This window comes from Kitasatospora sp. GAS1066B (assembly GCF_041262605.1).
Classification (GTDB): domain Bacteria; phylum Actinomycetota; class Actinomycetes; order Streptomycetales; family Streptomycetaceae; genus Kitasatospora.
In genome coordinates this window covers 67,993-93,607 of record NZ_JBGCCO010000019.1, presented here as the reverse complement: position 1 = coordinate 93,607, position 25,615 = coordinate 67,993, and the positions used below count along the sequence as shown (strand labels likewise).

22 protein-coding genes are annotated in these 25,615 nt (G+C 72.3%); 7 read left to right on the top strand and 15 right to left on the bottom strand.

The genetic code is table 11. The features are described 5' to 3' along the window. Window positions 1–23 precede the first annotated feature (23 nt). Window positions 24–347, bottom strand: a complete 324-nt coding sequence (locus tag ABH937_RS21925) for a nuclear transport factor 2 family protein (RefSeq protein ID WP_280687800.1) — start codon at window positions 345–347, stop codon at window positions 24–26. A gap of 240 nt (window positions 348–587) precedes the next feature. Between ABH937_RS21925 and ABH937_RS21920 the strand changes: the two genes are divergently transcribed. After that, on the top strand, window positions 588–1,079 hold the full coding sequence (locus ABH937_RS21920) for a hypothetical protein (RefSeq protein ID WP_280687801.1): 492 nt from the start codon (window positions 588–590) through the stop codon (window positions 1,077–1,079). Window positions 1,080–1,195: 116 nt separating this feature from the next. Here ABH937_RS21920 and ABH937_RS21915 read toward each other — a convergent pair whose 3' ends face one another. Then, window positions 1,196–1,402, bottom strand: a complete 207-nt coding sequence (locus tag ABH937_RS21915) for a hypothetical protein (RefSeq protein WP_280687803.1) — start codon at window positions 1,400–1,402, stop codon at window positions 1,196–1,198. Window positions 1,403–1,612: 210 nt separating this feature from the next. Between ABH937_RS21915 and ABH937_RS21910 the strand changes: the two genes are divergently transcribed. The 3 genes from ABH937_RS21910 (at window position 1,613) to ABH937_RS21900 (ending at window position 7,969) form a co-directional block, all read left to right on the top strand. Further along, window positions 1,613–4,582, top strand: coding sequence for a BTAD domain-containing putative transcriptional regulator (locus tag ABH937_RS21910; protein ID WP_370219164.1), 2,970 nt, complete (start codon window positions 1,613–1,615; stop codon window positions 4,580–4,582). Window positions 4,583–5,186: 604 nt separating this feature from the next. Then, window positions 5,187–5,942 (top strand): methyltransferase domain-containing protein, encoded by a 756-nt coding sequence (locus tag ABH937_RS21905; protein WP_348533625.1) that lies wholly within the window; start codon window positions 5,187–5,189, stop codon window positions 5,940–5,942. 107 nt (window positions 5,943–6,049) lie between these two features. After that, entirely contained in the window at window positions 6,050–7,969 is a 1,920-nt protein-coding gene (locus ABH937_RS21900) for a serine/threonine-protein phosphatase (RefSeq protein WP_280687807.1), read from the top strand. Between the two features lie 73 nt (window positions 7,970–8,042). Here the strand turns inward: ABH937_RS21900 and ABH937_RS21895 are convergent, their stop codons facing one another. The 5 genes from ABH937_RS21895 to ABH937_RS21875 all read right to left on the bottom strand — a co-directional run bounded on the left by ABH937_RS21895 (window position 8,043) and on the right by ABH937_RS21875 (window position 13,559). Further along, window positions 8,043–8,870: an SDR family NAD(P)-dependent oxidoreductase gene (locus ABH937_RS21895; RefSeq protein ID WP_370219163.1), complete on the bottom strand. Its 828-nt coding sequence runs from the start codon at window positions 8,868–8,870 to the stop codon at window positions 8,043–8,045. Beyond that, on the bottom strand, window positions 8,861–10,207 hold the full coding sequence (locus tag ABH937_RS21890) for an FAD-binding oxidoreductase (protein WP_280687809.1): 1,347 nt from the start codon (window positions 10,205–10,207) through the stop codon (window positions 8,861–8,863). The genes ABH937_RS21895 and ABH937_RS21890 overlap by 10 nt, the downstream gene beginning before the upstream one ends. After that, on the bottom strand, window positions 10,204–11,142 hold the full coding sequence (locus tag ABH937_RS21885) for a decaprenyl-phosphate phosphoribosyltransferase (RefSeq protein WP_370219162.1): 939 nt from the start codon (window positions 11,140–11,142) through the stop codon (window positions 10,204–10,206). Before ABH937_RS21885 ends, ABH937_RS21890 begins: the two co-directional genes overlap by 4 nt. Then, the gene (locus ABH937_RS21880) at window positions 11,139–12,419 is read right to left on the bottom strand and encodes a phosphodiester glycosidase family protein (protein ID WP_280687813.1); all 1,281 of its coding nucleotides are present in this window, start codon (window positions 12,417–12,419) and stop codon (window positions 11,139–11,141) included. Before ABH937_RS21880 ends, ABH937_RS21885 begins: the two co-directional genes overlap by 4 nt. A 252-nt stretch (window positions 12,420–12,671) precedes the next feature. Continuing rightward, entirely contained in the window at window positions 12,672–13,559 is an 888-nt protein-coding gene (locus ABH937_RS21875) for a LysR substrate-binding domain-containing protein (RefSeq protein ID WP_370219161.1), read from the bottom strand. A 218-nt stretch (window positions 13,560–13,777) separates the two neighbouring features. On the opposite strand from ABH937_RS21875, the gene ABH937_RS21870 reads away from it, so the two are divergent. Further along, window positions 13,778–14,329, top strand: coding sequence for a peroxiredoxin (locus tag ABH937_RS21870; protein WP_280687815.1), 552 nt, complete (start codon window positions 13,778–13,780; stop codon window positions 14,327–14,329). A gap of 3 nt (window positions 14,330–14,332) precedes the next feature. Then, entirely contained in the window at window positions 14,333–14,866 is a 534-nt protein-coding gene (locus tag ABH937_RS21865; RefSeq protein ID WP_280687816.1) for a carboxymuconolactone decarboxylase family protein, read from the top strand. Window positions 14,867–14,871: 5 nt separating this feature from the next. On the opposite strand, the gene ABH937_RS21860 is transcribed toward ABH937_RS21865, so the two are convergent. The 6 genes from ABH937_RS21860 to ABH937_RS21835 form a co-directional block, all read right to left on the bottom strand. Continuing rightward, entirely contained in the window at window positions 14,872–15,603 is a 732-nt protein-coding gene (locus tag ABH937_RS21860) for a hypothetical protein (protein WP_280687818.1), read from the bottom strand. After that, a complete protein-coding gene (locus tag ABH937_RS21855; RefSeq protein ID WP_280687820.1) occupies window positions 15,600–16,922 on the bottom strand; it encodes an AAA family ATPase in 1,323 nt (440 codons plus the stop codon). The genes ABH937_RS21860 and ABH937_RS21855 overlap by 4 nt, the downstream gene beginning before the upstream one ends. 9 nt (window positions 16,923–16,931) lie before the next feature. Then, window positions 16,932–18,380 (bottom strand): AI-2E family transporter, encoded by a 1,449-nt coding sequence (locus tag ABH937_RS21850; RefSeq protein ID WP_370219160.1) that lies wholly within the window; start codon window positions 18,378–18,380, stop codon window positions 16,932–16,934. A gap of 147 nt (window positions 18,381–18,527) precedes the next feature. After that, a complete protein-coding gene (locus tag ABH937_RS21845) occupies window positions 18,528–19,256 on the bottom strand; it encodes a lytic transglycosylase domain-containing protein (protein ID WP_370219159.1) in 729 nt (242 codons plus the stop codon). Between the two features lie 403 nt (window positions 19,257–19,659). Then, on the bottom strand, window positions 19,660–20,994 hold the full coding sequence (locus ABH937_RS21840; RefSeq protein WP_280687826.1) for a PhoH family protein: 1,335 nt from the start codon (window positions 20,992–20,994) through the stop codon (window positions 19,660–19,662). Window positions 20,995–21,199: 205 nt separating this feature from the next. Next, entirely contained in the window at window positions 21,200–21,994 is a 795-nt protein-coding gene (locus tag ABH937_RS21835) for an isoprenyl transferase (protein WP_280687827.1), read from the bottom strand. Window positions 21,995–22,349: 355 nt separating this feature from the next. On the opposite strand from ABH937_RS21835, the gene ABH937_RS21830 reads away from it, so the two are divergent. Next, window positions 22,350–23,939, top strand: a complete 1,590-nt coding sequence (locus ABH937_RS21830; protein WP_370219158.1) for a chitinase — start codon at window positions 22,350–22,352, stop codon at window positions 23,937–23,939. A gap of 75 nt (window positions 23,940–24,014) precedes the next feature. Here the strand turns inward: ABH937_RS21830 and ABH937_RS21825 are convergent, their stop codons facing one another. Then, a complete protein-coding gene (locus ABH937_RS21825; RefSeq protein WP_370219157.1) occupies window positions 24,015–24,872 on the bottom strand; it encodes a hypothetical protein in 858 nt (285 codons plus the stop codon). 162 nt (window positions 24,873–25,034) lie between these two features. Continuing rightward, entirely contained in the window at window positions 25,035–25,457 is a 423-nt protein-coding gene (locus tag ABH937_RS21820; RefSeq protein ID WP_280687833.1) for an ATP-binding protein, read from the bottom strand. Between the last annotated feature and the right edge of the window lie 158 nt (window positions 25,458–25,615).

Below are 25,615 nucleotides of genomic sequence, written 5' to 3'. Positions count from 1 at the left end.
GCGCCCGCCGCGCCGGGGCGGTGTCATGCCTGCCCGGTCTCGAACCGGCTGACCTTGCCGCCGACGACCTCGAACCGCCAGGCGGTGCGCATCTCGCCCCACGTCTCGTTGCGGAAGTCGGCGATCAGCGCCCGCCCGCCGTCCGACTCGCTCTGCACCGCCATGTGACCGCGGGTGGCGAAGATCTCCCGGTCGATCCAGTCGTGCAGGTCGCGGTCCGAGCCGTCGTCGGACATCGTCGCGTCGTCGGTGAGCAGCGCCAGGAACGCCACGCGGTCGTTGGCGTTGATCGCCGTCACCAGCGAGCGGACGGTCGGGTCGGTGAGCTTGGCGGGGGCGATGGTCATCTGACGGCTCCTCAACAGGTCGCTCCGGGGGGATGCCAGCACTCTCACACACGCCCGCGCCGGGCGGACGGCGCAGCACCGCGCCGGTCCCTCCGCCGGCTCAGCCCCGGCGGCGCGGCGAGCGCGCAGCGGGCGTTCACTCGTAGGGATGGCCTGCTCGGGTGTCGCCGAGGTCCGGGTCGGGAGGCGTCGATCATCTGAGTAGATGCCAGTTCCACGTGATCGCAAGGCAGGTGCCGCATGACCCGCAGCTTGCTCCCTCACCCCGCCCGCCGCCTGCTGGTCGCCGGTGCCGCCCTCACCCTCGCCCTGGCGCCCGCGGCGGCGGCGAGCGCGGCTCCGCCGTCCCGTTCGGACCTCGAAGTCGTCGAGCTCACCCCGAACGCGGCTCCCCCCGGCGGGCTCACCACCGTCTCCGGCTTCGTCGCCAACGACGGCCCGGACACCACCGCCCACTCCTTCACGGTGACGGTCACGCTGCCCTTCGGCAGCTACGCCGTGGCACCGTTCTTCCCTGCGGGCTGCCTGCCGGGCATGGGCGGCCACAGCGTGCGCTGCACCTTCCCGGCCGGGCTGAAGCCGGGGCGGACGGCGAGCGCGCTGATCCCGACCCGGATCGAGGGGAACGTGCAGCACGGGACGGTGCTGACCGGCGGCCTGGTGATGGTGACCAGCGAGGACGACCCCAACCCGCTGAACAACAGCCGGCCGCTGGAGATCCCGGTCTCCTGAGCGGCGGTCGCACAGACGTCGGAGCCCCCGGGTGACCGGGGGCTCTTCGCGCGTAGTGTCGCAGGACAACCACGCGATGCAATCAGGCCAAAGTCGGCGGGTTGTACGGCCGTTCGTCAGTGCGTGTTGACGATCAGGCCGTCCGGCTGAACGGTGCCGGCCTCGCGCTGCCGAGCCGGCGCGGCGGCCGCCGACCCAGCATCCTCGGCCGGCTCAACCTGCTGGTCGGCAGCCTGCTCCGTCGCCTGGATCGCGCCCGTCAGGACGCTGTCCGCCTCGTCGGCCTGCTCGGGCAGCGCGATCGGAGTGTCGTTATCGGCCATCGCCGGACCACCTCTCGGGTGTCAGTACTGGACCGCCCCGGTCGGTCTGGCCGCGGCGTGGGGACAGTATCGTAGGGTTCGTTAAATGTCTTATAAACAGCCCTCCCGCTGAACAATCCGCCCGTTTTGCCCTTCCTGACGGGGCATTGCGGCCGGACCATGGAGGGCACCGCTTCGAGATTCGAAGTACCAGGCCTTCGGGGGACCCTCATGGAGCTTCAGGCGACGCCGCACGATGCCGTGCCGCGCTTCCAGGTGCTCGGACCCGTCCAGGCCTGGCGCGACGAGCAGCCGCTCGCGCTGGGATCTCCGCAACAACAGGCCGTGCTGACCACCCTCCTGCTGCACCACGGCCGGCCGGTGACCACCCAGGAACTGGTGGACGGGCTGTGGGGAGACCGCCCGCCGCCGCAGGCCGTGGCCGCGCTGCGCACCTACATCTCCCGGCTCCGCTCCGTGGTCGAACCCGGACGTGAAGTCCGAAAGCCCGCTGAACTGCTGATTTCGGTACGGGACGGATATGCGTTGCGCATTCCGGACGAATCGCTCGACCTGGCGATCTTCAACGCTCGAACCGCCGAGGCCGCCGGCGCCCGGCAGGCCGGCCAGCCCGAAGCCGCACACCACCTGCTGACCTCGGCACTCTCGCTCTGGAACGGCCAGCCGCTGGCCGGGATTCCGGGCCCCTATGCGGAGTCGCAGCGTCAACTGTTGGTGGACCATCAGGTCGCGGCCCGCGAAGAGCGCTGCACGGTCGCGCTCGAAATCGGCCTGCACGCGGAAATCGTCGGCGAATTGAGCAACCTGACCGCCGAGCACCCGCTGCGCGAGGGGCTGCGCGAACTGCTGATGCTCGCGCTTTATCGGTGCGGTCGGCAGGCCGAGGCCCTCAACGTGTACGCGGCGACCCGAAAGCTGCTCATCGAGGAACTCGGTGTTGAGCCCGGTGCCGCGCTCGCGGCGATGCACTCCCGGATCCTCTCCGCCGACCCGAGCCTGATGAATTCCGCACCGGAATTGCGGATTCCGGCCGCCGAGAGCGTAGCCCTGGCGCCACCCGCCCAGTTGCCCGCCGACGTCTCGGACTTCAGTGGCCGCGAGAAGCTGGTCGGCGAGTTGCGCGAGCTGCTGCGGCGGGCCTCCGGTCAGGCGGTCGTGGTCACCTCGCTGGCCGGGATCGGCGGGGTCGGCAAGACCACGCTGGCCGTGCACGTCGCGCACGGCGTGCGGTCCGAGTTCCCCGACGGCCAGCTCTACGTCGACCTGCGGGGGGTCAGCGCCACACCCGCCGACCCGGCCGTGGTGCTGGGCGACTTCCTCTTCGCGCTCGGCGTCACCGAGGCGCCGGAGTCCTTCGAGCAGCGGGTGGCGATGTACCGCTCGATGCTGGCCGACCGGCGGATGCTGATCATGCTCGACAACGCGCACGACGCGGAGCAGATCACGCCGCTGATTCCGGGGGTCGCCGGGTGCGCGGTGCTGGCCACCAGCCGCTCGCGGCTGGCCGGCATCCCGGGCGGGCACCTCTTCGATGTCGAGGAGCTGCGGCCGGATGAGGCGCTGGAGCTGTTCGGCGCGATCGCCGGCCGGCACCGGGTCGAGGCGGAGCCGGACGCCGCGCTCGCCGTGGTGACCTCCTGCGGGTTCCTGCCGCTGGCGGTCCGGATCGCCGCGGCCCGGCTGGCGAGCCGGCCGCGCTGGACCGTCGCGGACCTGGCCCGGCGGTTAGCGGACCAGCGGCGCCGGCTCGACGAACTGCAGCTCGGGAACCTGGCGGTGGAGACCACGCTCGGCCTCGGCTACGGGCAGTTGCGGGCCGAAGAGGCCAGGGCGTTTCGCCTGCTCGCCCTGGTCGACTGCCCGGACCTGCCGCTCTCGGCGGTGGCCGCGCTGCTCGGCACCGGCGAGGACGAGGCGGAGGACCTGGCCGAGGCGCTGGTCGAGGCCAACATGCTGGAGTGCTTCACGCCCGGCCGGTACCGGTACCACGACCTGCTCCGGCTCTTCGCGCAGAAGCAGCGGGAGAAGGAGGCGGACCTGGCGGACACCCAGGCCGCGCTGCTGCGGCTGCTCGCCCTGCTGGTCGCCACCGTCCGCAACGCCGCGCAGATCCTGGAGCCGGACGAGCAGCTGAGCGAACCGCTGCAGGTCGTCACCCACCCCGGCGAACAGCTGAACGGCGCCGACTCGGCGCGCGGCTGGCTCCGCTCCGAGCTGGCGCTGATCCTGGGCGCGATAGACGAGTCGATCAACGGGCCGGCGGAACAGCTCCGGCTCTCCATCGACCTGCTGGTGACGCTGAACACGGTGGCGGAGGAGGCGAACCACGCGCAGCGGATCCGGCGTGCCCTCGCGGTGGCCGAGACAGCTTCGGCCGAACACGGCGACACCGACGCGCTGGCCCGGGTCCGCTACACGCTGGCCTTCTTCGCCTACCTGACCGGGAGCTATCCCGAAGCCGAGCGGGCGCTTCGGGACTGCCTGGCCGTGCTGGGCACGCAGACGCCGAGGCTCCGGTCGGCAGCGAGCAGTCTGCTCGGCACCGTCCTCACCACGGCCAGCCACCCGGCCGAGGCCTTGCCGTTCCTGGAGGAAGCCCGCGATCTGTCGACCACCCTCGCCGCGATGGGCAGCGCCGCCCGAATCGAGGGCAACATCGCCCGGGTCCACCTGAAGCTGGAGCAGTGGGACGCCGCCGTCGAGTCGGCCGGTTCGGCGGTCGCCACCGCCCGCGCCTCCGGGAACGTGCGCTGCCTGGCCGACACCCTCTACCAGCTCGGCGTGGTGCTGCGGACCACCGGTTCACCGGCGGAGGCCGCCACCCAGCTGCGCGAGGCGCACCAGCTCTACCAGGACCAGCAACAGCGGCTCTGGGAAGGCTTGTCGCTGGCCCGCCTGGCCGGCTCGCTGCTGGCGGACGACCAGCTGACGGAGGCCGCCCAGGCCGCCGAGGAGGCGCTGACCATCGCTCAGGAGATGGACACCGCCTACTGCCAGGGCCTCGCGAACGCCGCCCTCGGTGAAGCACTGCTCCGCCTCGGCCAGCCGGCCCGCGCTCTCGCCTGCCTCGCCGAGGCCCAGGAGATCTTCACGCGGCTCGGTGTGCCGGAGGCCCACGCCGTGCGGAGCCTCATCGACGAACAGCACACCGAGCCCTCATCCACCACCAGCGCGCCGTAACACCGGGTCCCCCCAAGCGGGGCCCCCGTGCCCCGCTCCCCCGATACCCCGGTGTCCCCCGATTTCCCCCGTGTGGGAAGCACTCTCTCCCCCCGGACGAGGTGACCCCGCAGCCCCCCGGCTGCGGGAGCACCTCTACGCGCTTCCCCGGCGCTGAGAAGACTCTGACAGTCCGCGATTGACGTTCGATAAACGACGACTAACCGCCCCCGCACGTCGACCCAACCAGGCATACTGTCAGCTCAGCGGCCCGACTGTCGCGCACCACCCCTCGCGCCATGCGGGCGTGCGGCGGGACCCGCACCACCCCGATCCGCCCCGTCATGCCCCCCGGCGACCGCCTGCCGCCCCGGTATCGACCCGCCCCCGACCAGGCAGCCGACCGGCGAATCGGCGCCCGTCGGGATGAGTTGGCCGGAAAGGGACTCCACAGCACGGTGATCGCGCATATTCTCAGAGGCCAGGTGGCACGTGCGGTTTCCGGCGTGTCGATACGGACCAGGGCGGAGTGGGCTGAGGGCTCGACAGGCAGCGCGGAGCGGGACACCACGACCGGCGCACGGCGCGGCGGCGGGTGGCCAGGTGGGAAAGGTGCCTCTCAATCGTGACGACGGGACAGATATCGGACCCCGCCCGGGGTGGGACCGCCGGGGCTGCCCCGACCTGCCACCGTGCGGACCGCAGCGCGGAACGCGCGCTGCAGGCGGTGGCCTTCGACGCGATCGGCGCCCGGTACAGCGAGGCGTTCCCCGCCAAGTCCGGCCAGCTGGCGGCCACTCGCCGGCTCCTCACCGAACTCCGGCCGGGCGAGCCGGTGTTGGAGATCGGCTGCGGCACCGGTGATCCGACGACCCGCCAGCTCGCCGAGGCCGGCCTGCGGGTCACCGCCATCGACCTCTCCGACGGGATGCTCTCGCTCGCCCGTCAGGCCCTGCCCGGCGCCGCCGACTACCACCGGATGGACCTCTACGACCTGGGCACCGTGCGCGCCGAGACGGCCTGGGGGCTGCCCGCGCTCGGTCCGGCCGGGGCCGGCGGCTTCGCGGCGGCCACCGCCTTCTTCTCCCTGATCCTGCTGCCGCAACGGGAGATCCAGCTGGCCCTGTGGCGGATCCGGACACTGCTGCGGCCCGGCGGCCTGCTGGCGCTCGGCATGGTCGAGGCCGACCTGGACGACTACCCGATGCGCTTCCTCGGCCAGGAGATCCGGATCAGCGGGTTCCTGCGCGAGGAGCTGGCCGAGCTGCTCCGTCAGGCCGGCTTCACGGTGGAGGAGCTGAACGGCCGTCCGTACGCCCCGGCTTGCAGCACCCTGCCACCGGAGGAGCAGCTCTTCCTGCACTGTCGCCGCACCGCCTGACGTACCCGCAGCACCCGCAGTACCCGTGGCACCCAGCTCCGACCGGCTCGTCCAGCAGGACCAGCAGAACCAGTTAGACCAGATCCGACCAGTAAGAACAGGCAGCCGTGCGCGACCTTCCCTCTCCTCAGGCCGGCCAGCCGCCCGCCGTCCCGGCCCAGCGCCGTCCGCCGCCCGGGCAGCCCGCCGCCGCCATCGCGACGCCGTTGAACCTGAGGGTCCGCCAGGCCGTGACCGAGCGGCTCGGCTACCTCAACGACGCCACCCGGCAGATCAACACCAGCCTCGATCCGGCCGCGACCGTCCGCAGCCTGGCCAAGGTGCTGGTCCCGGCGCTGGCCGACGCGGCGCTGGTCCACCTGCGCGAGCCGGTGCTGGGCGGCGGCCCGCGCCGGGACCGCGGCGGACCGGTCGAGCTGCGGCTGCACCGGGCGGAGGGCACCCGGCTCGGCAACGGCCGCCGGGTCGTCACCGCGCAGCCCGGCGGCGCGCTGGACCGGGCGCTGCGCGAGGCCGCGCCGGCCGGCCCGGTGGTGCTGGGCACGGCCGAGGGCGAGCGGCTGCGGCCGCTCTTCGCCGAGCTGTACGGCGCTCGCGCGCTGGCCGGGCTGGCCCGGGGCACGGCGCTGCTCGCACTGCCGCTGCGCGGTCGGGAGAAGCGCGGCAAGGAGGCCGACGGCAGGCAGCGGCGGGCGGACTCGGTGCTCGGCCTGCTGGTGCTGGTCCGCCGCCCCGGCAAGCCGGACGACGACTACCACCGGTTGCACGCGCACACCCGGCACAGCGATCAGAGCAAGGAGCCGGCCCGCTTCGACCCGGCCGACACCCAGACCGCCGCCCACCTGGCCACCCTGGCCGGCCTCGCGGTCGACACCGCCCAGCGCTACACCCGCGAGTCGGAGATCGCCAACAAGTTGCAGCGCAGCATGCTGCCGGACGACCTGCCCCAGCCGCACGGGGTGCGGCTGGCCCACCGCTACCTGCCCGGTGAGGCCGACTCCCAGGTCGGCGGCGACTGGTACGACGCGATCCCGCTGCCCGGCAACCGGGTGGCGCTGATCGTGGGCGACGTGATGGGCCACTCGCTGACCTCGGCGGCCGTGATGGGTCAACTGCGGACCAGCGCGCAGACCCTGGCCGCGCTCGACCTGCCGCCGCACGAGGTGCTCTACCACCTGGACGAGCAGGCCCAGCGCCTCGGCCGCGAACAGCACCTGGCCACCTGCGTCTTCGCGGTCTACGACCCGATCGCCAACCGGATCGTGGTGGCCAACGCCGGACACATGCCGCCGGCGCTGATCCACCCGGACGGCCGCGCCGAACTGCTGGAGGAGCTGCCGGCGGGCGCGCCGATCGGCGTCGGCGGCGTCGACTTCGCCTCCCAGGAGCTGGACGCGCCGCCCGGCTCGGCGCTGCTGCTCTTCACCGACGGCCTGGTGGAGACCCGCCGCCGCCCGCTGGCCAGCGGCCTGGAGCGGCTGCGCGAACGGCTCTCCGGCGTGCACCAGCACTCCCCCGAGCAGCTCTGCCACGAGGCCCTGCGGATCCTGCCGCCCGGCGACCGCGGCGACGACATCGCCCTGCTGGCGGCCGCCTTCGACGGGATCCCGGCCGACGACGTCGCGTACTGGTACCTCCAGCCGCGCAACGAGACCCCCGGGCGCGCCCGCCGGCTGGTCGGCCACGCGCTGCGCCGCTGGGGGTTGGACGAGCTGGTGGAGAACACCGAGCTGATGGTGAGCGAGCTGGTCACCAACGCCGTGCAGCACGCCAAGAAGCCGGTGACGCTCCGTCTGGTGCGCACCTCGGTGCTGCGCTGCGAGATCGGCGACGACAGCCCGCAGCTGCCGCGCCGCCGCAGGGCGGGCCTGGACGAGGAGCGCGGCCGGGGCCTGGAGCTGGTCGCCAAATGCGCCGACGACTGGGGCTCGACCCGGCTCGGCGGCGGCAAGATGGTCTGGTTCGAGCAGAAACTGCCGCCCCGGGCCTTCGGCGGCCGCGGGGCCCGCAGAGCGGGCGATGCCTGATGTGCAGGCCGACGTAGCCGGGCCCGCCGAATCACAACCGCCGGGTCACAACCACCGGGTCACAACCACCGGGTCACTGCCGCAGGCGGCGCCAGAGCGGGCGCGGGATGATGCGCAGGCCGTGCGAGAGGACCGCGAGCTTGCGGGGGATCCAGACCACGGCGGCGCCGCGCGCGACGGCCGCCGCGACGGCGGCGCCGACCGCGGGGGCGGTGGTCGCGGCCGGGGCGGGCGGCATGCCCTCGGTCATCCGGCCGATCACGAAGCCGGGGCGGACCAGCAACACCCGCACGCCGCTGCCGTGCAGGGAGTCCGCGAGGCCGCGGGCGAAGGCGTCCAGGCCCGCCTTGGCGGCGCCGTAGACGAAGTTGGCCTTGCGCGGGCGCACGGCCGCCACCGAGGAGAGCACCACGATCAGGCCCCGGCCCTGGGTGCGCAGGTGCGGCACGGCGGCGAGCAGCGTGGTGACGTGGCCGGTGAGGTTGGTCTCGATCAGCCGCCCCGCGGCCACCGGGTCGCCGTCCAGCACCTGCTGCGGCGTCAGGATCCCGGCGGCCGAGACCACCAGGTCGATCGGGCCGGTGGCGAAGAGGTCGTCCACCAGCCGCTGGTGGCTGTCGAGCGCGGTGGCGTCGTACGGCACGGTGCGCACCTCGTACGGCAGGTGCGCACCCAGCTCGGCCATCCGCTGCTCGTCGCGCCCGGCCAGGATCACCTCGGAGCCGGGCGGGGCGTCCAGCGCCTTGAGGATCTCGTGGCCGATCTCGCTGCCGCCGCCGAGCAGCAGGATCCGCCCCGGCGGGCGGCCGTGACCACCCGCCGGGCCGACCCCGGTCCCGGCCATCAGGTGCTCGGCCGCTTCGCTCGGGTGGTTCGCATCCGTCATGTGGTTCAAGGACACAGTCCCAGTCTCCGTCCCAGGTCGGACCGCATGGTGTTGGCGGGGTCGAGGCGGGCCCGCACCGCGCGCCAATCCTCCAACGACCCGTACATCGCGTCGAAGGCGGCGCGCCCGAGGCGGGCGTCCTTCGCCAGGTAGACCCGCCCGCCCGCCTCGGCGACCCGCCGGTCCAGCCGGTCCAGCGTCGCCCGCAGCCGGCCCCGGGCCAGCGTGCCGCCCACCGGCAGGTCGACGGCCAGCGACCAGCCGGGCAGCGGGAAGGAGAGCGGCCCGGCGCCCGCCGTTCCGAACCGCTTCACGGTGCCCAGGAACGGCGCCGCCCCGGCCCGGCGCAGCGCGGTCAGCGCCTCGCCGAGCAGTCCGACGGCCGGCTCCGGCACCACGAACTGGTACTGCAGGAAGCCGCGCGGGCCCAGCGCCCGGTTCCACTCGCGGACCGCGTCCAGCCGGTGGAAGAACTCGGGCAGGCACTGCACGCTGTGCCGCTCGCGCGGCGCCCTGCGGTACCAGAGTTCGTTGAAGGCCCGCGCGGTCAACGGGGTGAAGGGACCGACCGGCAGCCGGGGCGCGCGCGGCGCACGCCCCGGCGTGTAGCGCAGCTCACCGCCCGAGGCCAGGTGGTCGCCGCGGTCCACGATCCCGCGCCCCAGCGCCCGCCCGCTCGCGGTGGTGTCGATCCAGGCGACCGCGTACCGGCTGCCGCGCGAGGCCGCGTCCAGCTCGTCGAGCAGCGCGTCCAGGTCGGCGACCCGCCGCGAGGTGACCCGCAACCGGTCGCTGCCCAGCGGCAGCAGCCGGATGGTGGCGGCCAGGATCACGCCGGTCAGGCCCATCCCGCCGATGGTGGCCGCGAAGGCCTCGCCGTCCTGGTCCGGGGTCAGCACCCGCAGCCGCCCGGTCCCGTCCAGCAGCTCGATGCTCTCCAGCCAGTGCCCGATGCTGCCGTCGCTGCGCTGGTTCTTCCCGTGCACGTCGGCGGCGATGGCGCCGCCGACGGTCAGCCGGCTGGTCCCCGGGAGCACCGGGAGCAGCAAGCCCGCCGGGACCGTGTGGGCCAGTAGCTGTCCGAAGCCGACCGAGCCGGCCGCCCGCACCGTGCCGCCCAGCGCGTCCAGTTCGACGGTGCGGCCGGTGGCCGGGGCGAGCACCACTCCCCCGGCGTTCTGCGCGGCGTCCCCGTAGCTGCAGCCGGCCCCGCGGGCCAGCAGTCCGCGCTCGGCGCAGCCCGCGATCAGCTCGCCCAGCGCCTCGGTGGGCAGCGGGCCGTGCACCTCGCTGCGGCTTCCGGTGCTGCGCCCCCAGCCCTGCAGCAGCACATCCGCCTGACCTTCCGTCATGTCGTCCCCGCTGCCACGAAGAGCACCAGCCATACCAACTCGCATCCCAGCATCGGTCCGTCACGGGTGATCAGATCCTCGACCTTCGCCATGGTGGCCCGGCCGGTCAAGCGGTCGAACCGCAGCAGCGCGGCGGCCAGCGGAAGCACCGTCACCAGGTGCCAGTCCACGGCCCAGCGGGACCCGTTGAGCAGGGCCCAGCCGAGGTAGGCGCCGATCATCGCCATGCTCACCGCCCGCTGCGCCAGGCGCAGCCCACGCGGGGTGTAGCGGCGCAGGCAGGGCCGGTGGCCGACGGCCGCCGGGCCCAGTGCCGCCAGCTCGGTGTACCGCTTGGAGATCGCCACCAGCAGCGCGCCGAGGCTGCAGACCAGCACGAACCAACCGGACGGGGCGACCGCCGCGGCGGCCGCGCCGCCTATCGCGCGCAGCACGAACCCGGAGGCCAGCATGGTCAGTTCGAGCACCGGGAGGTGCTTGAGGGTGGCGGAGTACAGGAAGGACATGGCCAGGTAGCCGGTCAGGCAGGCGGCCAGGCCCGCACTGGAGATCACCAGCGCGCCGGCCTCGGCCAGCGCCACGCAGGCCACCGCGACCGCGAGGGCGTGCCGTTCGGCCAGGTCGCCGCTGGCCACCGGGCGGGTGCACTTGGCGGGATGGTGCCGGTCGCGCTCGGCGTCGGCCACGTCGTTGACGAAGTACACCGCGCAGGAGGCCAGGGTGAAGACCACGAAGGCGACCAGGGCGCCGCCCAGGCCCTCGATCCGGCCGCGGTCGGCGGCGGCCACCGGCGCCGCGAAGACCAGCAGGTTCTTCGGCCACTGCCGGGGCCGCGAGGTGCGCAGCACCGCGCGCGGCAAGCCGATCCGGGCCGCCCCGGGGTCGGGGACGGGTTGGAGTTCGGGGGCCGGGAGCACCGGCGGCTGCGCGGTCATCGGGCGTACACCGCCGTGAAGTCACGGCTGGTCGGCTCGAAGTACCGGTCGGCGGGCCGCTCCTGGTCGGGCAGCAGCTTGGTCGACGTGGGGTTCGCCGGGTCGGTGCCCGGCTGGTAGTAGTTGTACGACATCCAGGCCGGGTTGATGTCCAGCTGCATCGCCTGCACGCAGCCGGCCTGGTGCAGCAGGTCGGCCAGGGTGCGCACGGAGAGCGCGGGCCCGTAGACGTAGATCAGCCGGCCGTCCTCGGTGATGCCGACGCCCGAGCGCCAGACGAAGAACTTGCCGCCGATGGTCAGGCCCCAGCCGCTCTCCACGTTGCGGTCCACGTCGTCGGGCACGGTCGAGTGGTCGACGACCAGGCGCAGGTTCTGCCGCACGCCCACCACGTCCGGGGTCATCGAGACCTCGTCGCCCCAGCTGCCGACGGTGGTGTGGCCGTCCTTGTAGAAGACCAGCGAGCCCGCGCCGTCCCGCAGCGTGCCGTGGGTGACGCCGTTGAGGTAGAAGCCGCCCTGCGCCTCGGCCACCTTGAAGCCGCCGTTGAAGCTGGCCAGCAGGCCGTCCCTGGCATCGGCCGGGATGTTCGGCGGCACGCCCCAGTTGTCGGGGCCCGGGTCATCGGTGCCGGGGTGCAGCTGGAAGCGGGTCAGGCGCTGGTCCATCGAGACCACGGCGGCCAGGTAGGAGGTGTGCTCGCTGTCCGGGCGCAGCATCGCGCTGAGCACCGACGGGACGCCCCGGGAGCTGCCGATCACGTGCCAGGCACCCTCCCCGGCGATCGGGTCGCCGGCCGGGGAGACCAGCGGGGCCGGGTTGATCGGCGCGATGGCCGGGGCGCCGGGGTGCTTGTTCTCGGCGCTCGCCACGGCGGACGGCGTGGTGGGGGACAGGCCGCCGGGGGCGAGCGCGATGGTGGGACGGCCGCCGACCTTGGGCGGGTTCATCTTGTACTGGGCGGTCTCCAGCCCGGTCACCACCGGGCCGAGGTGGTGGTCGCGCGCCCACTCGGCGATCCGGGCGACGGCGCCGTCGTTGCCGGGCGCGAGCAGCGCGCTGCCGAGGGAGTAGCCGAGCCAGGTCAGGAAGACCAGGAAGAGGCCCAACGTCACCTGCACCGGGCGCTTGCGCAGCAGGCGGCGCAGCCACCCGCGGCGGCGCGGGACGGGGGCCCGGGGAGCCTCGCCTTCCTCGGCCACGGTCCGGGGTTGCTGGGTGGGGGATTGCTGGGTCTGGGGTTGCTGGTCCGCTTCGGGTTCGGTCGACGATGCCACGCCACTCTCTCCCTGCACTGGCGGCACCACCCAGTCGCGGGCGGGCAACCCGGTGCGGCGGGGCGGACCGCGAACTCCTCTGGCGTGCTCCAGCTCACCGTGGCCCCGGCCGCCCGGCGACGCGGCGCAGGCGCCGGGCCGCACCCCGGCAGCGGACCCGGCGTGGCGTCACCGGGCGGCATGAGAAAGTGAAGTGACGAGCCGTCAGATCGTTGGACCGAGTCCTCGGGCATCACCCGGTCGGGCGCATCCCTACGGGCCGACGATCCGCACCGGCAGCTGTGCCAGCACGGTGCGCAGCGAGTCCGCGAAGCGGTCGTACTCGGCGCCGCGGGCCGAGCCGGGGCGGGCGGCCAGGCCGATCCGGCGCCCTGGTGCCGGGTCGGCGAAGTGGACGGCGGCCAGCCGGTCGGCGCGCCCGGACTCCACCGCCAGCGCGGTGGCCGGCAGCAGGGTGACGCCGAGTCCGCCGGCCACCAGCTGGACCAGGGTGGAGAGCCCGGCGGCCCGGGTGGAGCCCCCGGCCGGGTCGGCGCCCACCTCGCGGCACAGGTCGAGCGCCTGGTCGCGCAGGCAGTGGCCCTCCTCCAGCAGCAGCACGTCCAGGTCGAGCAGCGCGTCGCGGGGGACGTCGGTGCGCCCGGCCAGCGGGTGGTCGGGCGCGGTGACCAGCACGAAGTCCTCGTCGAAGAGCGGGATGTCCCGGGTCGGCGCGCTGCCGCCGGCGGGCAGCGCGAGCAGCAGCAGGTCGAGCCGGCCGCCGGCCAGGCCGTCGAGCAGCGCGGCGGTGCGCTCCTCGTGGACGTGCAGGTCGAGCTGGGGGTACTGGTCGCGGACCAGGCGCAGCACGGTCGGCAGCAGGTAGGGCGCGACGGTGGGGATCACGCCCAGGTGCAGCGGCCCGGTGAACGGGCGGCGGGCCGCCTCGACCTCCTGGGTCAGCTCGTGCAGGGCGGCCAGCACCCGGCGCGCGTGCGCGGCCACCCGCTCACCGAGGGGCGTGATGATGACCTTGCGTGTCGTACGCTCCACCAGCTGGGCGCCGAGCGACTCCTCCAGCGCGGCGAGCGCGCCGGAGAGCGCGGGCTGGCTGGTGCCGACGGCGGCGGCGGCGTCCCGGAAGTGCCGGTGCTCGACCACGGCGAGGAAGGCGCGCAGCTGCGCGAGCGTCGGCGTCCTGGGGCGGGCCGACCCCGATCCGTGCTGGGTACTGATAACTCACTCCGATCAGATGGATCGAGTCTAGCTATTTCACTGATCACTGACGGCTGTGTCACTGTTGGATCACGTCGGGATCCGTCGAATCATAGGCAATCCAGACACACTCCCTTCATTTTCCACACCCAGGAGAAGCGAACGTGCTGACGATCGGCGACAAGTTCCCCGAGTTCGACCTCAAGGCCTGCGTCAACCTGGACGCCGCGACCGCGTTCGCCGATATCGACCACAAGACCTACGAGGGCAAGTGGAAGATCGTCTTCTTCTGGCCGATGGACTTCACCTTCGTCTGCCCGACCGAGATCGCCGCGTTCGGCAAGCTGAACGAGGAGTTCGCCGACCGTGACGCGCAGATCCTGGGCGTCTCCGGCGACTCGGAGTTCGTGCACCACGCCTGGCGCAAGGACCACGCGGACCTGCGCGACCTGCCGTTCCCGATGCTGGCCGACATCAAGCACGACCTGATGCGCGCCTGTGGCGTCGAGGGCGAGGACGGCACCGCCCAGCGCGCCGTCTTCATCGTGGACCCCAACAACGAGATCCAGTTCGTCATGGTGACCGCCGGCTCGGTCGGCCGTAACCCCAAGGAGGTCCTGCGGGTGCTGGACGCCCTGCAGACCGACGAGCTGTGCCCGTGCAACTGGACCAAGGGCGAGGACACCCTGGACGCCGCCACCCTGCTGGCCGGCTGACCCATGGCGCTCGACGAACTGAAGGCGGCACTGCCCGAGTACGCCAAGGACCTGAAGCTCAACCTGAGCGCGGTCATCGGCAACTCGGACCTCCCGCAGCAGCAGCTCTGGGGCACCGTGCTCTCCTGCGCCATGGCCACCGCGAGCAAGCCGGTGCTGGCCCAGCTGGAGCCGCAGGCCAAGGAGTTGCTCTCCGAGCAGGCGTACACCGCCGCCAAGGCCGCTGCCGCGATCATGGCGATGAACAACGTCTACTACCGCACCACGCACCTCCTCTCGGACCACGAGGAGTACGCGAAGCTGCGGACCGGGCTGCGGATGAACGTCATCGGCAACCCGGGCGTCGAGAAGATCGACTTCGAGTTCTGGTGCTTCGCGGTCTCCGCGATCAACGGCTGCGGCCAGTGCCTGGACTCGCACGAGCAGGTGCTGCGCAAGGCCGGTGTGGACCGCGAGACGATCCAGGTCGCGATCCGGATCGCCGCCGTCGTGCAGGCCGTCGCCTCGGTGCTGGACGCCGAGGCGCAACTGGCCTGAGGCCGCTAGTTTCCGGTGGGGCCCCACTTCGCGAAGTGGGGCCCCACCAGTGTGTTCAGGCCCGCCACCGTCTGCGGACCGAAGACCAGCGCGGCCCGGGGCGCGGTGCGCAGCCGCAGCATCTCGTAGAGCACGTCGGCGAACGGCTGCACGGTGAGCGCCTGGGCGACCAGCGCCGCTTCGTCCCGTTCGTCGTGATCCGCCAGCCGGGCCAGGTCGCGCAGCATCGAGCGGCAGCGCACGTAGGCCTGGGCCCGGCCGCGCTCCAGCACCGGGCGGTCCAGACCGAAGATCTGGATCGTCTCGCGGCCCTTGGGGGTGCGCGGGCGGTAGGCGCCGGTGGCGAGCACCAGGTCGAGGTGGTCGGCGGGCTCGTCGGCGGTGGGGTCGATCAGCAGTGCCCGGCCGTGCCGGTCGGTCGGGTAGAGGTCGCGCTTCTGGTTGCTGTTGCAGAAGGCACAGGCCCACAGGTGGTTCAGCCAGTCGAAGGCGCGCTGCGGGGCCATCGCGATCGGCTGGAAGTGGTCGATGCTGGTGCCCTCGCTGTCGCCGCAGTACATGCAGCGGGAGAGCCCGGCGGCCATCGCGACCAGCTGGGTGCTCAGATCGCGCCGGATGGTGCGGCTGTCGCGCCACAACTCCCGGGCGCCGCCCCGGTACTCCGGCAGCCGCTCGGTGCGGGCCGCCATCCGGTCGGCCAGCTCCTCGGGTAACGGCCGCCGCTGCAGCGGGATCATCTGGCGCGTCCCAGCCGGGCGGCGACCTCGTCGACCCGGGCGGTCAGCGAGCTCATCAGCCGGTCGGTGAGCTCCTGGTACTCCGCCAGTTCCTCGTCGGTGGAGTCGCCGGCCAGCACCTTGCCCTCCAGGTCGCCGATCCGTCGGCGGGCGTCCTCGGCCCGCGCGGAGTAGGGCGACTCCAGGCCGAACAGTTCGGAGAGGACCGCGTCGTCGCCGCTGCCGTAGACGATCCGGCGGTACAGCTCCTCGCTGACCGGCTGCGGCGGGGCGTCCTCGTCCAGCCCCGCTATCCGGATCAGCCCGCCGGGGTCGGCGGCCTGGCAGATGTACGGGCTGTGCGTGGAGACGATGAACTGCACCCGTGGGAAGTGCGCCTTGAGCCACGGCCCGATCCGCTGCTGCCAGCTGACGTGCAGGTGGGCGTCCACCTCGTCGATCAGCACGATGCCCGGCAGGGTGATCGCGCCGTGCTCGTCCTGCGGGAGGCTGCCGTAGCAGTTCTGGAACTGGCGGACCAGGTCGAGCACCAGGGCGGCCACCGTGCGGTAGCCGTCGCTGAGCTCCCGGAGCGGGAAGTCGGGCCCGCCGACGTTCAGGTCACCGTCCCCGGTGCGGTGCACCCAGAGACCGTCGGAGTCGACCCGGGAGACCGCGAAGCCGTCCGGCAGCAGGCCGTCCGAGAGCAGCGCGCTGACCACGTCCAGGGCCTGCTGGGCACCGGGGCGGCCCTCAAGACGGCGCACGTGCTGGTCGATCAGCCAGGAGACGCCCTCGGCCAGCGACGCCTCCTCGTGGAAGAGGGTGGCCAGCCGGCCGACCGGGCCGGCCGAGAGCATCAGCCGCTGGCTCTCGCCGGCCCCGCCGAGCAGCCGGCGGAACGGGCCGTAGCCGGCGAAGAACCAGCCGCGCGGGTTCTCCGCCCAGGGGCCGCGCTCGGGGCTGGCCGAGCCGAACGCCTCCAGCTCCGGACGCGGGCCGCCGGCGGGGCGAGTCCACTGCAGGCCGAGCTTGAGGTCGTACTTGGGCGCCTTGCCGCTGCCCGCCAGCCGGTCCACCGACCAGTCCGGGCGGACGAAGGCCTGCACCCAGCCGGCCCGCTCGCCGGCCGTCAGCCAGCCGGAGAAGTCACTGACCAGGCTGCGCGCCACCGAGGGCCCGCCCAGGGCCAGCGCCAACGCCCGCAGCAGCGTGGTCTTGCCGGCCCCGTTGCGCCCGGCCAGCACCGTCCAACCGGCCTGCGGAAGCTCCAGCTGCCGCACCTCGCGAGCCGGTGTGAACCCGCGAATGCCCGAGATGCCCAGCCTGGTCACATACATGACGCCACTTTAGGAGGTGACGGGCTGCTCCGGGGAGAGGTCGGACAGCTTCGGGGCCGATTGCACCGCCACGTCCTGAGTGGCCTCGTGCGCGGCCTCGTGCGCGGCCTCCTGGGCCGCCTCCAGCGCGATGAAGACCTCGTCGGCGGCGGCGTTGCGGCGGCGCAGGTGGCCGACCACCGTGTTGGTGACCGCGATCAGCGGCACCGCGACGATCGCGCCGCCGATCCCGCCGATGATCGAGCCGGACGCCACCCCGAGCACCACGCCCAGCGGATGGACCCGCACCGCGCGACCCAGGATCAGCGGCTGCAGCAGGTGACCCTCGATCTGCTGGACGGCCACCAACACCGCCAGCACCATGCCGGCCGTGTAGACGTCCTTGGTGACCAGCGCGATCAGCACCGCCAGGGTGCCGGTGACCAGCGCGCCGACCAGCGGCACGAAGGCGCCCAGGAAGATGATCACGGCCAGCGGCATGGCCAATGGCACCCCGAGCAGTTGGATCCCGATCCCGATGCAGAGCGCGTCGATGAAGGCGACGAAGACGGTGCCGCGCACGTACGCGGTCAGCGTGGACCAGGCCTTCGGCCCGGCGCCGGCCATCGCGTAGCGGGACTGGCGGGGCAGCCCGCGCAGCAGCCAACTCCAGATCGTGGCGCCGTCGTAGAGCAGGAAGTAGGTGGTGAAGGCGCCCAGCAGCACGCCGGTCACCACCTCGATCACGATGCCCACGGTGGTGAACCCGAGCGAGGTGATCTGGTTGGTGTTGCTGGCGATCGCGTTCTTGAGCTGGGTGGTGAAGTCGTTCAGCTGCTTGTCCGTCAGGTGCATCGGACCCTTGAGCAGCCAGTTGTGCAGGGTCTGCACACCGTTGCTGGCCTGGTTGGAGACCTCGGCGATGTTGGTGCTGACCTGCCAGAAGACGAACCAGCCGACCAGACCGATGCCGACCAACCCGGTCAGGAAGGTGCCGGTCGCGGCCAGCGAGCGCGGCACGCCGTGCCGCTTGAGCCAGGAGACGGTGGGCTCGAGGAGCGCCGAGATCAGCACACCGGCCAGCAGCGCGAAGGCGACCAGGCGCAGCATGTCGACCACGTAGAAGATGACGTAGAGCGCGGCGCCCAGCAGCAGCAGCCGCCAGGTGGACTCGGCGGCCACCCGCAGCCCCCAGGGCACCGCCTCGGCCGGGCTGGCCGGGCGGCCCGGGTGCGGGTCGCGCGGGCGCGGCTGCTCGCGGTACGGGAGTTCGCGGGGTGTCGGGGCCGGCCTCGGCGCGGGTGCGGCCGGCGGCGGCGTCGCCGCCGGCTCGGTCGCCGCTTCGGGCAGCACGGCGAGCGAACCGGCCTGCTCCGCCTCGACGGCGGCCCGACGGCGCTCCGCCAGTCGGCCCGCCAACGACGCGCTCCAGGCCACGACCTTGGCGGTCGTGCGGCCGCGCTGCCCACCCCGTGCCATCTGGTCCGCCCTCCGGTTCACCGCGGGCCGGCTGCCACGGTGTGCGGTACGACGCTACCCGCCCGGTTCGGCCTTCCGGCGCCCGGGCTCGAAAAACGCGCGCGCCCCCGGCCGGAACGGCCAGGGGCGTCGCACGCTGTGGTGGATCTAGTACCAGCTGTGGGCCTGCCAGAACGACCAGGCGCCGCACGGGCTGCCGTAGCGGTCGTTCATGTAGCCCAGGCCCCACTTGATCTGGGTCGCCGGGTTGGTCCGCCAGTCCGCGCCGACCGAGGCCATCTTGGAGCCCGGCAGCGCCTGGACCAGACCGTAGGCACCGGAGCCCGAGTTGGTCGCGGTGTAGTCCCAGCCGCTCTCGCGCGTCACGATGTTGCTGAAGCACTGGAACTGGGTGCTGTCGCCTATGATCCCCTGCGCGATCGCCTGCACCGAGCCCGGGCTGACCGAGACGGGCGGCGCCGCGTTGGTGACCGCCATCTGCGACTTGGCCTTCGCGAGCGCGTCCGCCTCCTGCTGCGCCTGCTGCTGGGCCTTCGCCTGGGCCGCGGCCTTCGCCGCCGCGTCTGCCGCCGCCTTGTCCGCGTCGGCCTTGGCCTGCGCGTCGGCGGCCGCCTTCAGGCGGGCAGCCTCCTCGGCGGCCTTCTTCGTCGCCGCGTCGGCCGCCTGCTGCTGGGCGACGGACTGGTTGGCGATGTTGTCACTGATGGCCTGTGCCTGGGTGGCTGACGGGACGTCCGCGAGCAGGGTGGACCCCGCGACGTCGACCGACTGAGCGGGCGCGGCTTCGCTGCCCGAGGCCACACCAACGACGGCACCGACTGCGGTGACTGCGGTGGCGGAGGCCACAGCAACTCCCCGGACCGAGATCCGAGTCACATGGTTTCCTTCCAGCGTCGCCCCCGCGTGACCGTGGGAACGCAACATGCCCCTGGTCGCTGGCCTCCACCTGGTACTGGTCACGGGAGACACTGGCCCGGCGCCCGCTGCCGGACCAGCCGGTGCGAGCAAGGAGTTCGGGCGGCGTACGACCATCCATATCCAGTTGACGCCCAACCAGCGGGCCGTACGCGGGGCCTGACAGAGACCTCACCATGCCGCACGAGGACACGGCTGCGCAATTCCCGATTGCGTGGCGAAGCTCACATCATCCGCTGGAGCGGGAATTGGCCGTTCGGCGGACACCGTGCGGTGCGATGTGCAGACGATCCGCCCGGTTCGCGGCCAACGCCGGGAACCGGGCGGATCGTTCGTGTGCCGATACGGCAGACCTACCGGCCGCTCAGGGCTGGATGTCCTCGAGCATCTCGGTCACCAGCGCGGCGATCGGGGAGCGCTCGGAGCGCGTGAGGGTGATGTGTGCGAAGAGCGGATGCCCCTTCAGCTTCTCCACCACCGCCACGACCCCGTCGTAGCGCCCCACGCGGAGGTTGTCCCGCTGCGCCACGTCGTGGGTGAGCACCACCCGCGAGCCCTGGCCGATCCGGGAGAGCACCGTGAGCAGCACGTTGCGCTCCAGCGACTGCGCCTCGTCCACGATCACGAACGCGTCGTGCAGCGAGCGCCCCCGGATGTGGGTGAGCGGCAGCACCTCCAGCATCCCGCGGGAGATCACCTCCTCGATCACCGCGGGCGTGGTGACCGCGCCCAGGGTGTCGAAGACCGCCTGCGCCCACGGGCTCATCTTCTCCGACTCGCTGCCCGGCAGGTAGCCCAACTCCTGGCCACCGACCGCGTACAGCGGCCGGAAGACCATCACCTTGCGGTGCTGGCGCCGCTCCAGCACGGCCTCCAGGCCGGCGCAGAGGGCGAGCGCGGACTTGCCGGTGCCGGCACGGCCACCGAGCGAGACGATGCCGACCTCGGGGTCGAGCAGCACGTCCAGCGCCACCCGCTGCTCGGCGCTGCGCCCGCGCAGCCCGAACGCCTCGCGGTCGCCGCGCACCAGCTTGACCCGCCCGTCCTGGGTGACCCGCCCGAGGGCCCGGCCGCGCTCGGAGGTGAGCACCAGCCCGGTGTGCACCGGCAGCTCCTCGGCGCCGTCGATCGCCACCGCGGCGTCGTGCGGGGCCCCGAACAGGTCGTCCACCTGGTCGGCGGCGACCGGCAGTTCGGACATTCCGGTCCAACCGGACGTGATCGCCAGCTCCGCCCGGTACTCCTCGGCGAGCAGGCCGACCGCGCTGGCCTTGATCCGCATCGGGAGGTCCTTGGAGACGACGGTGACGTCGTACCCCTCGGCCTGCAGATTGCGGGCGACCGCCAGGATCCGGGTGTCCGCCTCGCCGCCGCCGAGCCGGTAGCCGGCCGGGAGCACCGAGGTGTCCGAGTGGTTCAGCTCGACGCGGATCGAACCGCCGATCTCCCCGACCGGGATGGGCTCGTCGAGTCGGCCGTAGCGGACTCGGAAGTCGTCGAGCAGGCGCAGGGCCTGGCGGGCGAAGTAGCCCAGTTCGGGGTGGTGCCGCTTGGCCTCCAGCTCCGTGACCACGACCACCGGGAGCACCACCTCGTGCTCCTCGAACCGCGTCATGGCGAGCGGGTCGGCCAAAAGCACGCTGGTGTCAAGGACGTACGTGCGCCGGTCTGGTGTCCGGCGGCTTTTGGTACTGACCACTAGGCCTCCAGGGCGGGCGACCCTGCGTCGCCCGCGGCTCACCGGCCCCCGCGACCCCGATGGGCAGGGTGCCGGTCTGCCATGTGTATGCCCTGACGAGGCGTCGGGCATGCTTGCTCATGCGAAGTCCTGGATCACTTCTCATGAACGTTCAGTGGTGGTCAGGCCGTCTTGACGAGCTTCTCAGCCGCCGGTCAGGAACTCTTCAGCCGCCGTAGCGGCGGTGCCGCTGTTCGTACGCGCGCAGCGCCCGCAGGAAGTCGACCTTGCGGAAGGCCGGCCAGTACGCCTCGCAGAAGTAGAACTCGCTGTGCGCGCTCTGCCAGAGCAGGAAGCCGGACAGCCGCTGCTCGCCCGAGGTCCGGATCACCAGGTCCGGGTCCGGCTGGCCCTTGGTGTAGAGGCGCTCGGCGATGTGCTCGACGTCCAGGAGTTCGACCAGCTCCTCGATCGAGGTGCCCCGGTCGGCGTGCTCCTGGAGCAGCGAGCGGACCGCGTCGGCGATCTCGTGCCGACCGCCGTAGCCGACGGCCACGTTGACCGTGATGCCCTCGAGGTGCGCGGTGTCGGCCGCCGCGGTCTTCAGGATGTCGGCGGTCCGGCTCGGCAGCAGGTCCAGGGTGCCGATCGGGTTGACCTTGTACCGCTTGGCCTCGGCCAGCCCGGTCACCGCGTCCTCGATGATGCCGAGCAGGGCGACGAGCTCCTCGGGCGGCCGGCTGAGGTTGTCGGTCGAGAGCATCCAGAGGGTGACGACCTCGATGTTGGTCTCGTCGCACCAGCCGAGGAACTCGGTGATCTTGTCGGCACCGCGCTGGTGGCCGAACGCCGCCGTGCCGCCGGCCGCCTTGGCCCAGCGGCGGTTGCCGTCCATGATCACGCCGACGTGGTGCGGGGTCCTGCCGAGGTGGGCCTCGACCCGCTGTCCGTAGAGGCGGTACATGCCGCCGAGAACGGTCCTCAGACCCGGCGTGCGGTCGACGAGATCGCGCAGACCCATTCGTTGCCCCTCTGAGCTTGACCCCTTGACCCCCGTGGTCCCGAGTGGCCTTGGCTGCCACGGGTCCTGGAGCAGCGTACTCCGGCTCCGTGAGGAGGAGGAAAGCCGCAGGTCGGGCGCGGTGACGGAGACGGTCGGAGCCCCGCTTCCTTAAAGAATGCGTAAGGCGACGGCCAGATGCTTGACGCATGCCATTGGTCTAGTCCAGCTTGTTCGCAAGCAGTTGCGGGTTCAGCCGCCGGCCGTCCCCTCCTTCTCCCCTTCTTCTTCCTTCCTGCGGTCCCCCTCCCCCACGCGGGGCCGCCGCGCCCCCACCGCGGCGGTCCCTCTCCTCCTCCCCACAGGAGAGTTCGTCATGTCCCGTACCGTTCCCCCGTCCCACCGCCGACGCCGCCGCACGCTGCCCGCGCTGGCCGCCGGCACCACCGCGCTCGCCCTGGCCGGCGCCGGACTGGCCGTCTTCGCCGGTGGCGCCAGCGCCGCGGTCGGCAACCTGGTCAGCAACAGCGGCTTCGAGTCCGGCCTGGCCGGCTGGACCTGTACCGGCACCGCCGCCGCGGTCTCCTCGCCCGTGCACAGCGGTTCGCAGGCGCTGCTGGGAACGCCCAGCGGCTCGGACACCGCGCAGTGCAGCCAGACCGTCGCGGTGCAGCCCAACTCCAGCTACACGCTGGCCGGTTGGGTGCAGGGGCCGTACGTCTACCTGGGTGCGAGCGGGACGGGTGCCTCGGGCGGGGACCCGAGCAGCTGGTCGAGCCAGAGCAGCTGGAACCAGCTGAGCAGCACGTTCACCACGGGTGCGAGCACGACGAGCCTGACGGTGTACGTGCACGGGTGGTACGGGCAGAGCGCGTACGGGGCGGACGACATCACGCTGACGGGGGCGGGTGGGACGCCTACGCCCACGCCTACTCCCACGCCGACCCCGACGCCTACTCCCACCCCGACGCCCACTCCCACGCCGACGCCCACTCCCACGCCGACACCTACTCCGACGCCGACCCCCACGCCGACGCCGACGCCGACCACCACGCCGCCGTCGAGCGGGCTGCCCAAGCACGTCATCACCGGCTACTGGCAGGACTTCGACAACGGCGCCACGGACCAGAAGCTCGCGGACGTCCAGAGCAACTACGACATCATCGCGGTCTCGTTCGCCAACGCCGACCCGTCCACCCCCGGCGGCATCACCTTCTCGATCGACCCGACGCTGGCCACCAACCTCGGCGGCTACACCGCCGCCCAGTTCAAGGCGGACATCGCGGCCAAGCACGCGGCCGGCAAGAAGGTCGTCCTCTCGGTCGGCGGCCAGAACGGCGCGATCACCGTCGGCGACGCCGCCTCCGCCGCCAACTTCGCCAACAGCGCCTACTCGCTGGTCCAGCAGTACGGGTTCGACGGGGTCGACATCGACCTGGAGAACGGGATCAACCCGACCTACATGGCGCAGGGCCTGCACACCCTGGCGGGCAAGGTCGGCAGCGGCTTCGTCCTCACCATGGCCCCGCAGACGCTGGACATGTACACCAGCAGCAGCGCCTACTTCCAGCTCTCGCTGAACGTCAAGGACATCCTGACCGTCGTCAACACCCAGTTCTACAACTCCGGTGGCATGCCCGGCTGCAACGGCACCGTCTACAACCAGGGCACCGAGGACTTCATCACCAGTCAGGTCTGCACCTACGTGCAGGGCGGCCTCGCCCCGTCCCAGATCGGCATCGGTGTCCCCGCCTCCAGCCAGGCGGCGGGCGGCGGCTACGTCAACTCGACCGTGGTGGACAACGCGCTGGACTGCCTGGCGAGCGGCACCAACTGCGGCAGCTTCGTGCCGCCGGCCAAGTGGCCCACCATCCGCGGCGCGATGACCTGGTCGACCAACTGGGACGCCAAGAACGGCAACGACTTCTCCACCAACGTGGGCAACCACGTCCACGCGATGCCGTAGCGCATTCCCGAGCCGACGGGGTCCGCCGCACCGAGCAGGTGCGGCGGGCCCCGCTCTCGTCGCCACAAGAAGTCGCTACAAGAAGCGGGCGGGCACGCGTTCTCTTGTCGCGCGCATCGCCGCGCGGGCCCGGGCCGCTCCCGCCGCCGTGTGCTCGGCCCCGCCGCCGATGGCGAGCGTGCGACTCGGGTCGGCCCGGCCGCCGCCAGCGGCGCAGGCGCGGCAGCGGCCGGGGCGCGGGACGGGGTCGTGGCAGCGGTCGCACTCGCGCAGCGGGGTGGGCGCCTGCGCCGCAGCAGGCGGCATCTTCCGCTCAAGGCGGTAGCGCAGCAACTCGACCGGGGCGATGACCTTGGCGGGCAACGACCCCAGCAGCGCCCGGCCGAGGTCTGCGGCGGTGCTGCCCAGCTCCAACCACCGGGCCACCAGCGGCGCGAGGTCGTGCGCCTCGCGCTCACCCAGCCGCAGTCGGGGCTCGGGGCGGAGCACCCGGTAGAGCGTGGCCACCGCTTCGCGGATGGCCGCGTTGACCGGGAGCAGGGGGAGGGTGGGCTTTTCCACCTGGTCCTTTTTCTCTTCACTGCCACAGGGGCCGGGCTCCGCTGCACCGGGTCCCGAACGGGTGACACTCGGCGCCACCAGCTGCGGAGTGTCGAAGACGTGGATCTCGCTCCGGATGGTCCCGTCGGACAACCGCGTGGTCACCACCCAGTAGTAGCCGGCAGCGATCAACTCCTTGATCGCCCGGCGGATCGCCGCGCGGCCCTGGGGGCTGGAGTCCGCCATCCGGCGACCGTCCTCGCGCCAGCCGTCGGGGCGGGAGAGGAGGTCGACGAGCAGGCCGCGCGCAGTGTAGCTGAGCGTGCGGTCCTGGAGGAGGCGATTGGGAAGGGCAGCGTACGCGCGCGAGAGCGCGCTACGATGGATGCGCATGGAGAGGGCCTGAGTCTCTTTGTGCCGCGCCCCGGGGTGTTCGAGCACCGCCGGGGCACATGCATGTTTCTGAAAGATTGTCAGAAACCTAGCACGGGCTTGATCGCGATTCGGCCGATCGCCCGATTGTGACTGATAGTCAGTCAGTTTGCCTGCATTCTTTCAGTTTTGATCAGGTCCAACAAGCACCCACACCCGCTTCCCGATCCCCTCGCGCGGCCCGCACCCCCACGCGAGCGAGAGTTTCTCCACCAGGAGCATGCCGCGCCCCGATTCGCCCTCGGCAGCGGAGGCTTGGCAGACCACGGGGACAGAGCTGCTCGGGTCCTCGACCGCGATCCAGAGCTGCTCGCCGTCGACCTTGAGGCCGATCCAGATCAGCTGGCCGGTGCGGGTGCCGTGCACGAGGGCGTTGGTGACCAGCTCGGACAGGACCAACTCGCCCTTGTCGAGGAAACGTTCGCCCTCCTTGACGGAACTGAGCGTCCGCGTGAGGAAGCGGCGCGCCTTGCCCGGGGACCGGTTGCTGCGCGGCAGCCAGCAGGAGTCGGAGGCGGTGAGGTCCTCAGGGTCCTCGGTGTTCACGGCAACCTCTTCTCGATAAGTCCAGATGCTTTCCCCGGGTTACCAGATTGGCGAAAGACGAAGGTTCTCACCACCCCTTCACCGATACCAACGTCTGTGAATGAAACGAGACTTGCAAATGTGTTCGATGGATCGGGGGCAGTCGGCCATCAGCACGG